The organism is Phenylobacterium sp. (genome assembly GCF_037138395.1).
GTDB lineage: Bacteria > Pseudomonadota > Alphaproteobacteria > Caulobacterales > Caulobacteraceae > Phenylobacterium.
In genome coordinates this window covers 1-9,616 of the sequence record NZ_JBAXIM010000099.1, presented here as the reverse complement: position 1 = coordinate 9,616, position 9,616 = coordinate 1, and the positions used below count along the sequence as shown (strand labels likewise).

Here is a 9,616-nt window from a genome sequence, read left to right as displayed (position 1 = left end):
CCGGACTGGGTCATGCTGTCGGGAGACGACCCCACCGCCCTTGGCTACATGGCCCATGGCGGCCACGGCTGCATCTCGGTCTCGTCCAATGTCGCACCGGTCCAGGTTTCCGCCTTCTACGAGGCCGCCCTGGCGGGCGACTGGGAGACCGCCCGCCGTTGGCAGGATGGCCTCCTGCGCCTGCACCGGGCCCTGTTCACCGACGCCTCGCCGTCGCCCACCAAGTACGCCCTGTCGCGGCTGGGCCTCTGCGAGGAAACCGTCCGCCTGCCCATCACCCCGGCCTCCGAGACTTCGCGCCGGGAGGTTGATGCCGCCCTCGCCGAGGTCGGCGTCGTCTGACGCCCCCGCCATGGTCAATCTCATCGCTGAAAACCGCCGCGCGCGATTCGACTACTTCCTTGAGGAGACCTTCGAGGCTGGCCTGGCCCTGACCGGGACGGAGGTGAAGTCCCTGCGCAACGGCCGGGCCAATATCGCTGAGTCCTACGCGGCGGTAGAGGGCCAGGATATCTACCTGATCAACGCCGACATCCCGCCCTACGCCCAGGCCAACCGCTTCAACCATGAGCCCCGCCGGCACCGGAAGCTGCTGTTGCACCGCAAGCAGCTGGACAGCCTGATCGGCTCGGTCCAGCGCGAGGGCCGGACCCTGATCCCGACCAAGCTCTACTGGAACGACAAGGGCCTGGCCAAGCTGGAGCTGGCCCTGGCCAAGGGCAAGAAGCTGCACGACAAGCGCGAGACCGCGGCCGAACGGGACTGGCAAAGGGACAAGGCCCGCCTGCTTCGGGACAAGGGCTGAGGTGAAGGCCGACGACGTCGCCCGGCTCGAGCGCGCGACCGTCGCGGGCGTTGCGCCGCGCCGGGTGGTGGAGCGGGACGGCTGGATTTTGGGCCTCGACGACGGACCCATGGGCCGCGCCCGCTCTGCGGCGCCCCTTGCGCACGAACCGCCGCCGCCGGTGACCCCGGCCCTGGCTCAGGCCTACGCCGGCGAGGGCCTGCCGGCGTCCTTCCGGGTTCCGGACCTCGCCCCCCTGTCTCCCGTGATCCGGCACCTCGCCGAGGCGGGCTATCGTCCCTCAGAGCCGACCTGGATGATGACCGCCGGGTCCGGGGTGGTCTCCAGCTTCGCCAACCCCGGAGTCGGGGGACCCTGGCCGGTCCTGCTGGCGGCGCCGGACGAAGACTGGGTGGCGACCTTCTGCGGACCGGGATTCAATGCGGATGAGGGCGCCCGACGCGTGGCCCAGTTGTCGCGCTCTCCCGGGGCCCGATTTGCGGCCGTTCGCGAGGGCGGCCGGACCCTCGCGGTCGGTGTCCTGTCCCGCGCCGGCGGCGTAGGCGGGATCCACGGCATGCGCACCGCGCCCGACCAGAGGGGGCAGGGTCACGCGGGCCGCATCCTCGCGGCCTTCGCCCGACAGGCCGGCGACTGGGGACTGGAGGACCTGGTGCTGCAGGTCGAGGCCGGAAACCCGGCCCGCCGGCTCTACCGCGCTGCCGGTTTCACCGAGTTGTGGCGCTACTGGTACTGGCGCTGAGCCTCAGAGCCTCAGGGTCATGAAGACGCTGAAGGGATCGGGGCCATAGCTGTCGAAGGGCCCGCAGGTCGTGAACCCGACGCTCTCGTAAAGCGTCCGCGCCGGAATGAAGCCCTCAACCGAGCCGGTCTCAAGCCAGAGGACCTCAAGGCCCAGCCCCCGGGCCTCCGAAAGGATGTGATCCAGGATAGCCCGGCCAACGCCCTGGCCGAGGAAGGCGTCTGCCACCCGCATGGACTTGATCTCGCCGTTCTCCGCGTCGATCCGGCGAAGCGCCCCCATGCCTGCGACCGTCTCGCCGCTCCAGACGCTCCAGAAACGGATGGAAAGTGCCTTGAGCCCGTCGAGGGCGAGGGCGTGAACGCTCTCCGGCGGGCTCTGGGCCTGCATGCCGGCGAGGTGACGGGACACAAGGTCCCGGACCGGTGGGCGGGAAAGGTCATCCAACTCGAAGCGGAGGGCGGGGGTGATAATCTTTGTCATGACCCCAGGTTTCGCCGGACGTCCACCCCCGTCAACCGTCCTGTCGCGCATGGGCATGGGCGCCGGCCTCGGCCTCCTGCTCGGCCCCTTTGGCATCCCCCTGGCCGGGGTTGCGGACATGAGCCAGAACGACAAGCGCGAGCTGATCAACAAGGAGATCGAGCGCCGCTGCGTGTCGCCGCGCTGATCCCAAGAAGAAACGGCACCCCCGACTGGAGGCGCCGTCGCTTTCGTCCGCCAGAACCCGGGATCAGAACCGGTAGGTAAGCGCAGCGCGCCAGGAGGTTCCGAGGATCGGCCGGGCCAGATAGTAGCGGGCCCCCGCATCGCCGGAGACGAACTGGCCAGCCCGCGGATTGCCCTCAGTCAGGCCGATGACATTGGTCAGGTTCACCCCGGCGATCGAGACCGCCATCCGGTCGCTGACATTCCAGCGCGCATTGAGGTTGATCACCGTGTACTCGGCCAGGGACTGGCTGTTCGCTACGTCCGCAAAGCGTTTGCTGTAGTACTCGACCGGCAGTTCGAGACGGACCGCACCCTCCAGGAGGTTGACCGCCGGGACGAGCCGGACCCCCACCTTCGGGACCCGGATCAGCTGGTTGCCGGCGAAGTCCCGGACGGTCGCGACACCGCCCACGACCTCCGTGAAACGGAAGCTGTCGTACTCGGGATTTTGCCAGGAGACTGCGCCTGAGAGATCCCAGCCCTCCATCGGCTTCAGTACACCCTCGACTTCAACGCCAACCGTATTGGTCGAGCCATACGCGACGCGGGTCGTGAAACTGTTGGTAGCGCTATTGAAGACGTTGTCGTTGAACCTGATGTTCTCGAACCGGGTCTGGAACGCCGTAGCGTAAAGGTCGAAGATGTCGGTCTGCCACTTCAGCCCCGCCTCGATCATCTTGACCGGGGTCTTCTTGATGTCGGTCCGCAGGGCGTCGCCCGGGCTACCCTGGAATTCCGAGGGCGCGGGTAGGCGAACCGTGTCGGTGTAGCGAGCGAAGACACCCAGCCCCGACTGGATCTGGTAGTTGACACCGAGTGTCCAGCTGAGGCCGGAGTAGGACCTGTCGATCGGGGTGAAGGCACCGGTACCGGTGATCACCTGATTGTCCGCCAGGGTTCCGGCGATCCCCAGGTCTACGGTCTGCTTGCCCTCCACCGAGCCAGTGAAGGCGATGTGCTCCTGCCGGACGCCGGCGTCCACCCGAAGCTCGGGGGTCACCTGCCATTCGTCAGAGGCGTAGAAGGCGTACACCCGCGCATCGATGGCAGCGTTGTCGAAGAGCGAGCCGTAGCGGAGGATGCCGTTCTCGGTCACCCGGCCAACGGTCGCCCCTGTCGCGTTCACCGCCACGATGTCCAGACGACGGGCCTGGTCGCGGACTTCCAGGTTCGACGTGGCCATGAACCGATCGTAGTCGTAGTTGAAGTCAGAAACATAGGCGCCGAAGGCCACGTCGTGGGTCTGACCGGCGAGGTCGAAGGTCCGGACCAGGCGCAGGTCGTTGGTGAACTCCTTCAGCGGAACCGAGACGCTGAGGAGGTTGCCGCTGACGACCAGCCCGTTGCCGTTCGCGGTCGCCGGATCGAAGGCGGCGCCTGAGGTGGCGTAGCGGTACTGGATATCCACAGCCCCGGGATAGGCGGCCAGAGCAGGGGCGCGATAGCTATTCAGACGGCCGGTTGCCGTCTCGATGCTGCCGGTGGGGAACAGGCCGTTGCGAAGGATGTCGCTGGTACGGTAGCGGCCGGTGTTCTGGAGCTTCCATCCGCCGCCGATCTCAAGGTCCAGCTTCAAGGTGATGGCAGTCAGGTTGACGTCCGTGCCCTTGCCCAGGTCGAAGGCGAACGGCCCATTGACGTTCCGGAAGCTCAGCAGGCGGTTGTCCGGTCCGGCGAGGGTCCCGTAATTGGGATCAAACCCGGGGACGCCGGTGGGCTCCTGCTTACCGTTGAAGGTCAGGGGAACCGGCAGCAGGAAGCCGACATTGTCGTCGATGTGCTTGACGTTGATGTCGATCCGGCCGGTCTCGAACTCACGCGAGAGGCCAACACGGATCTGGCCACCCTTGTTCTGGGTGAAGCCCGGGCTGCGGACGCCCTCGTCCGACCGGTAGAAGCCACCCACCGTCAGGCCCCAGCCGTCGGCCAGGGGGGCACCGTACCAGAAGTCAGCGCGGTACATGCCGTAGTCGCCGACGGTGGCCTTGACGAGACCTTCGGCTGTGTCGCCGGCCCTTCGGGTGATGAAGTTGACCGTACCGCCCGGGGAGTTGGAGGCGAAGATGGAGGCGGGACCGCCGCGAACGGCCTCAACGCGCCCGATGGTCTCGTCGAGCCGGAAGGACTGGTCAGCGTTCAGCCAGCCCAGGCCGCCGTCGTGCTGGATGGTCAGGCCGTCTTCCTGAATCGTCACCGAGGAGTAACCGTCTGTCGGGATGCCCCGTGTTCGCACGTTGTTGGAGGCTTCACCGCCGGAGGCCTCAACCCAGAACCCGGGGATGGCCTTGAACACTTCCGCAGTGGACATCGGCGCCAGGAGGCGCAGGGCATCTTCGTTTAGGGTGGTGATGGCGTAGCTGGCTTCGACCCGGCGCCGGTCCAGGGCCCCGGCGCGACCGGTGACGATCAGTTCGTCGACCTTGGAGTCTACTCGGTCGGCGGGTGCGGCACGGGAAGGCGACGCACCAGCGGAGATCGCCATGACGGCGACGCCACTCAGGAGAATAACGGACAGACGCATGATAACCCCGAATCGATTTGAAGGACCGATTTCGGCCCCGCAGGGTGGTGTTAGGGTCTGCGGGTCACAGTTCCTTGAAGGTCGCGTCAACACTCCGTGTCAGTGCGGTATCAGTTCTGAAGGTACACCGGATTGCCGATCAGCAGGAGGCGCCCATCGGGTCCCCGGATGTCAGCCCGGACCCATTTCAGACCCGGGGTTGATCGGAGTTCAGCCGCGACCTCCGGACGGCCACGGACCGGGATCTGCATGCGGTTGGGTGGCTTGCCGTTCCCGCCTGAGACGAACTCGACGGTACCCTCCGGCAGGCCGGAAACAGCGGCGGACATTTTGAGAGATGCGCCGCCCCGGAGCTGGAGGCTCCCACCCATGCCCGCCTTGGCCTTGCCGGAGGAGACTGTGAGGTCGATCGAGGCGCCGGCGGGGGCGCCGATGTCTACGAAGACCCGACCGCGCCTCAGGCCCTCCAGGATCGCTGGCTGGGAGAGCTCCGGGGCGTAGACCACCGTGGCGGGCCTGCCCACAGGGGACTGGCCGCCGTCCTTGGCGTCGGGGTCATGGTTGTCGCTTCCGGCGATGCCGGTGACGTGGCAGCCCCGGTCGAGGAGGGCCTCCCAGAAGGGCAATCCGGACAGCGGCCCTTCAGCCGATCCCATCATCTTCACCCCGCCGCCATTGGCGATCTCGACGGCGGTGATGCGGCTGCAGTCGGGGAGGGGCGCGACCCAGCCGCAGCCCATGCAGAGTTCGCCGGAGGGCATCCCCGGATGGTTGATCGAGACGATCCCACCCGCGGACGCAACCGCGTCCAGCACAGCGTCGAGGGTCGGCGCTCGCGGCGATCCCAGCTGGAAGGGCAGGGGGCTGGTCACGCCGAAGACGTTGGCGTGGCCCCGGAAGGTCGTGACCTCCCGCCCCGGCAGGACCAGCAGGGTGTCGTAATAGGCCTGAAGGGCCCGGAGCTCGGGATAGACCGAGGGGGTGTTGTGTTCGGTCAGGGCAATGAAGTCGAGGCCGGCAGTACGCGCGGCCTCCAGGGTGCGGAAGACCGGGCAGGGGACCCGGCGACCGGACAGGCTGGCGCAGCTGCCATCGCTATGGCCGGAATGGGTGTGAAGATCGCCCCGGTACCAGCCGGGCCCTGTCCGGATGGGCCCGTCCTGGAAGGCGGATCGCGGCGAGGGCGCGCCTGCTGGATCGAACTGGACCCTGGCGCGCCAGCGAGCCTCCACGCCCTTGCGGATGTTGGGGACGCCGAGGATCAGTCGCCACTCCCCCGGGGGAATCCGCCCCGGGATGTAGGCGGACGTCGCGTCGCTGGTCGCCAGGGTGAAGGTCGACCTGTTCCCGCCGCTCCAGCCCCGGAAACCGTTCGGGTCGCGGATCCCGAGATCGATGACGGTCCTGCTCTCACGGTCGTACTCGAAGGTCACCGTCAGCCGCTCGGTGTCCTCTGGGACGGAGAAGGGGACTTCGACATAGGTCTCGTGGTTCTCGTGGGTGATCACCCCGCTGAGCTCGATCTGGCGCGGAGACGCTGCGGCCGGCGGATGTGAAGGGGCGGCATGGGCACCGACCTGCGAGCCCATCAGGCACAGGAGTCCCAGCAGCAAGGCCCCGGCGCGAGGACGTAGGCCCCAGCCATCTGTCTGACGTTGGATCATGCCCTGTCTCCGTTCCCGGGGCGGAGAGTCTGGCACCCCAGAGTGACAGGATGATGCGGGCTGCGCGGAATTACTCCGCCGCCATCGGCAGGATCACCGCCTCGCGGCCGCCCCGGACGAGGCCGCCGGGGAGGGCACCGGTATGCTGGCCGTCCTCGAAGGTCACCTGGCCGGACTTGATCGTGTAGCGGTAACCCTCGGCCCGCTGGACCAGGCGACGCCCGCCGGCGGGCAGGTCGTAGATCGCTTCCGGTCGGAAGAGGCGCAGGGCCTTGAAGTCGATGACGTTGAGGTCGGCCAGGAGGCCCGGCTCGAGCCGGCCGCGGTCGTTCAGGCCGTAGGCGCGGGCGGTGTCGCTGGTCAGCTTACGGACCAGGAACTCCAGGGGAAACTGCTCGCCCTTTACCCGGTCGCGGGCCCAGTGGGTGAGGATGAAGGTCGGCATGCCGGCGTCGGCGATGACCCCGCAGTGGGCGCCGCCGTCGGACAGGCCAAACAGCACGTTGGGGTGCTGCATGTTCTTGCGGAAGAAGTCGAAGTTGTAGGTCTGGTAGCCGCCAAGGGGCTGATAGAAGAGTTCGTGCCCGCCGTCGCGGACGAGCAGGTCGTACATCATCTCGATGGCGGAGATCCCGGCGGCCTCGGCGAGGCCGGCGACGCTGCCCTCCCGGTCGGGCTCATAGTTCGGCCGCTCGCCAAGGGGGAAGATGCGCCAGAGCAGGCCGTCCAGGCCGGCGACCTGGCCGCTCACCGGCGCGGAGGCGGCGGCGCGGATCAGGGCCGAGTCCTCGGACAAGAGGGCGGCGCGGATCTCTGGCCGGGCCATGGCGGCGACCTTGTCCTCCAGGGAAAGCCCTTCAAGCTCGGACTTCCAGGTCGGGCTGGCCATGAAGATGTGGAAGTTGGAGGTCAGGCCGTTCAGTATGCCTGTGGGACGGCCGGCGATCTGCGGGCGGATGTCCATCCCCTTCTCGCGAGACTCCTCGGCGATGTTGAACATCTTGTTGCCCAGGTAGGCACCCGCCGAGGTGGCCACGAGGGTGACGGGCAGGCCAGTCTCCTCCACGAAGCCCTTGACCCAGGCCCACTCGTCGTCGTCGCCGAGGTTGTCGGAGACCATCTCGAACACGCCGTGGGTCAGCCCCTTCATGGACAGGCCCAGGGCCAGCATCTCGTCCGAGCCCGCGAAGGTACCCGGAACGTGCACGCCGTGGATGTCCTTATGCAGCAGGGTCCGGGAGGTGGAGAAGCCCAGGGCGCCAGCGGCGACGCCCTCCCGGACCAGTCCGGCCATCTCGGCGATCTCGCCGGCGTCCGGCTGGTAGTCGGTGTTGCAGCGGTCGCCCAGGACGTAGGCGCGAACCGAGCCGTGGGGGACGTGGACCCCCACGTCGATGGTCCGGGGCTTGGCCTCCAGGGCGTCGAGGTATTCCGGGAAGGTCTCCCACTTCCAGTCGATGCCCTCGGCGAGGGCGGCGCCGGGGATGTCCTCTACCCCCTCCATCAGCTGGATGAGGAAGTCATGCTGGTCCGGGCGGACCGGCGCAAAGCCAACGCCACAATTGCCCATGATGGCGGTGGTCACGCCGTGCCAGCTGGAGGGGGCCATGACGGCATCCCAGGTGGCCTGGCCATCGTAATGGGTATGGATATCGACCCAGCCGGGCGTGATCAGGAGCCCGGTGGCATCGATCTCGCGCCGGGCCGGGCCCTCGACCTTGCCGACCGCGACGATGCGGTCGCCCTGGACACCGATGTCCCCGACGAAGGGCACCGCGCCCGTTCCGTCCACGAGGGTTCCGCCCCGGATGATCAGGTCCAGCATGTGCTTGTCTCTCCCTAGCGCGCCAGCATTCCGCCGGTCGGCAGTTCAACATCAGTTTAGGACCGAAACCCACCCGGTTTCCAGTCCCTTGCCCAACGGCACCTGGAGAGACCTATTGCCGGCGCAGGGCCGCCTCCAGGCTGGCCTGGGGATCGGTCTGCTGGTCATCCCCCAGATCCACCTCGATGCGGTGGAGGACGCCGGTGAAAGGGAAGGGCGCAACGAAGTCGGAAACCGCCGGTTTGGGCGCCCGGCCGACCTCCATGCCGATGAATGAGGCCTGGGCGCGGTAGGTCTGGGGCAGCGCCACCGATCCACAGGGCGCGTCGTCGATCAGCAGCGTACCCTCGGCGGTGTAGTCCCCGGTCTTGCGGACCACCCAGCTGAGGGTGTGGCGCCCCGTCGGCACGGGCAGGATCGAACGCGCAACGTAGTGCCGGTTGACGAAGTTGTAGTCGTGGAAGAGGTGGCCGTCTTTCAGGTAGAGGGCGTAGCCGCCGCACCAGTCGCCCTGGGCGATCAGTACGCCGTCGGCGCCGCCCTCCGGGATCTCCACATGGGCGGTGATCCGGTAGGAGCGGTTGCGGATGTCGGGGGCTGCCGCCTGCGGAATTCGACCGCCTCCGGGCTGCAGCACCCAATGCCGGCGGGACGCCACGCTGTACGGGTTGGAGCTGATGAAGCGGTTCAGGGTGTCGTCCAGAGGCAGGACGTTGCAGGCTCCGGCCTCTGAGAACCAGCGCGCGATCATCGCCTTCAGGCGCGCAGGTTCCTGCTCCGCCAGGTCGTGCATTTCGTTGAAGTCGCTGTCCAGGTGGTAGAGTTCCCAACGGTCGGCGTCGAAGTCGGTTCCGGGCCTGTGCCAGGTGACCGCCTTCCAGCCCTCGTGCCAGAGGCCCCGGTGGCCGAGCATCTCGAAGTACTGGGTCCGCTTGCGGGTGGGCTCGGCACCCTCATCGAAGGCATAGGCGAAGCTTGTGCCCTCAATGGGCTGCTGGGTGACGCCGTGGATCTCGGCCGGAGCCTGTACGCCCGTCACCTCGAGCACGGTGGGCGTGATGTCGCAGACATGGTGGAACTGGTGACGGATACCTCCGCCCTGCGGGATTCCCGCCGGCCAGTGCACGATCAGCGGATCGCGCACGCCTCCGCCGTGGGTGTTCTGCTTGTAGCGCTTGAGCGGGGTGTTGCCGGCCATGGCCCAGCCCAGCGGGTAGTTGTTGTTGAGGTGGGCCTCGCCGATCGCGTCGATGTGCTCCAGGTTCTCAGCCAGGGTGTCGCGGACGCCGTTGAAGTACCGAAGGGCGTTCACCGTGCCGAAGGGCGAGCCTTCCTGGCTGGCGCCATT

9 protein-coding genes are annotated in these 9,616 nt (G+C 67.6%); 4 read left to right on the top strand and 5 right to left on the bottom strand.

The window, feature by feature from the left end:
• The 3 genes from WCJ52_RS08960 to WCJ52_RS08950 all read left to right on the top strand — a co-directional run.
• Positions 1–342: dihydrodipicolinate synthase family protein (locus WCJ52_RS08960; RefSeq protein ID WP_336902961.1), on the top strand; the 342-nt coding region annotated here is incomplete at its 5' end.
• A 10-nt stretch (positions 343–352) separates the two neighbouring features.
• A complete protein-coding gene (gene smpB / locus WCJ52_RS08955) occupies positions 353–805 on the top strand; it encodes an SsrA-binding protein SmpB (RefSeq protein ID WP_336902960.1) in 453 nt (150 codons plus the stop codon).
• A gap of 1 nt (position 806) precedes the next feature.
• On the top strand, positions 807–1,547 hold the full coding sequence (locus WCJ52_RS08950) for a GNAT family N-acetyltransferase (protein ID WP_336902959.1): 741 nt from the start codon (positions 807–809) through the stop codon (positions 1,545–1,547).
• Between the two features lie 3 nt (positions 1,548–1,550).
• Here the strand turns inward: WCJ52_RS08950 and WCJ52_RS08945 are convergent, their stop codons facing one another.
• Positions 1,551–2,030, bottom strand: a complete 480-nt coding sequence (locus WCJ52_RS08945) for a GNAT family N-acetyltransferase (RefSeq protein WP_336902958.1) — start codon at positions 2,028–2,030, stop codon at positions 1,551–1,553.
• On the opposite strand from WCJ52_RS08945, the gene WCJ52_RS08940 reads away from it, so the two are divergent.
• The gene (locus WCJ52_RS08940) at positions 2,029–2,217 is read left to right on the top strand and encodes a hypothetical protein (protein ID WP_336902957.1); all 189 of its coding nucleotides are present in this window, start codon (positions 2,029–2,031) and stop codon (positions 2,215–2,217) included. The genes WCJ52_RS08945 and WCJ52_RS08940 overlap by 2 nt on opposite strands.
• Before the next feature lie 63 nt (positions 2,218–2,280).
• Here the strand turns inward: WCJ52_RS08940 and WCJ52_RS08935 are convergent, their stop codons facing one another.
• From WCJ52_RS08935 to WCJ52_RS08920, 4 genes are all read right to left on the bottom strand, one after another.
• Positions 2,281–4,779, bottom strand: a complete 2,499-nt coding sequence (locus tag WCJ52_RS08935; protein ID WP_336902956.1) for a TonB-dependent receptor — start codon at positions 4,777–4,779, stop codon at positions 2,281–2,283.
• A gap of 110 nt (positions 4,780–4,889) precedes the next feature.
• Positions 4,890–6,443 (bottom strand): CehA/McbA family metallohydrolase, encoded by a 1,554-nt coding sequence (locus WCJ52_RS08930; protein ID WP_336902955.1) that lies wholly within the window; start codon positions 6,441–6,443, stop codon positions 4,890–4,892.
• 70 nt (positions 6,444–6,513) lie between these two features.
• Positions 6,514–8,268, bottom strand: a complete 1,755-nt coding sequence (locus WCJ52_RS08925) for an amidohydrolase family protein (protein ID WP_336902954.1) — start codon at positions 8,266–8,268, stop codon at positions 6,514–6,516.
• 112 nt (positions 8,269–8,380) lie between these two features.
• A partial coding sequence (locus WCJ52_RS08920; protein WP_336902953.1) for a sulfatase/phosphatase domain-containing protein occupies positions 8,381–9,616 on the bottom strand: 1,236 nt, incomplete at its 5' end.

Coding starts and splice junctions, on each gene's coding strand:
- smpB (WP_336902960.1), top strand. CDS start 353: ATGGTCAATCTCATCGCTGAAAACCGCCGCGCGCGATTCGACTACTTC.
- WCJ52_RS08940 (WP_336902957.1), top strand. CDS start 2,029: ATGACCCCAGGTTTCGCCGGACGTCCACCCCCGTCAACCGTCCTGTCG.
- WCJ52_RS08945 (WP_336902958.1), bottom strand. CDS start 2,030: ATGACAAAGATTATCACCCCCGCCCTCCGCTTCGAGTTGGATGACCTT.
- WCJ52_RS08935 (WP_336902956.1), bottom strand. CDS start 4,779: ATGCGTCTGTCCGTTATTCTCCTGAGTGGCGTCGCCGTCATGGCGATC.
- WCJ52_RS08930 (WP_336902955.1), bottom strand. CDS start 6,443: ATGATCCAACGTCAGACAGATGGCTGGGGCCTACGTCCTCGCGCCGGG.
- WCJ52_RS08925 (WP_336902954.1), bottom strand. CDS start 8,268: ATGCTGGACCTGATCATCCGGGGCGGAACCCTCGTGGACGGAACGGGC.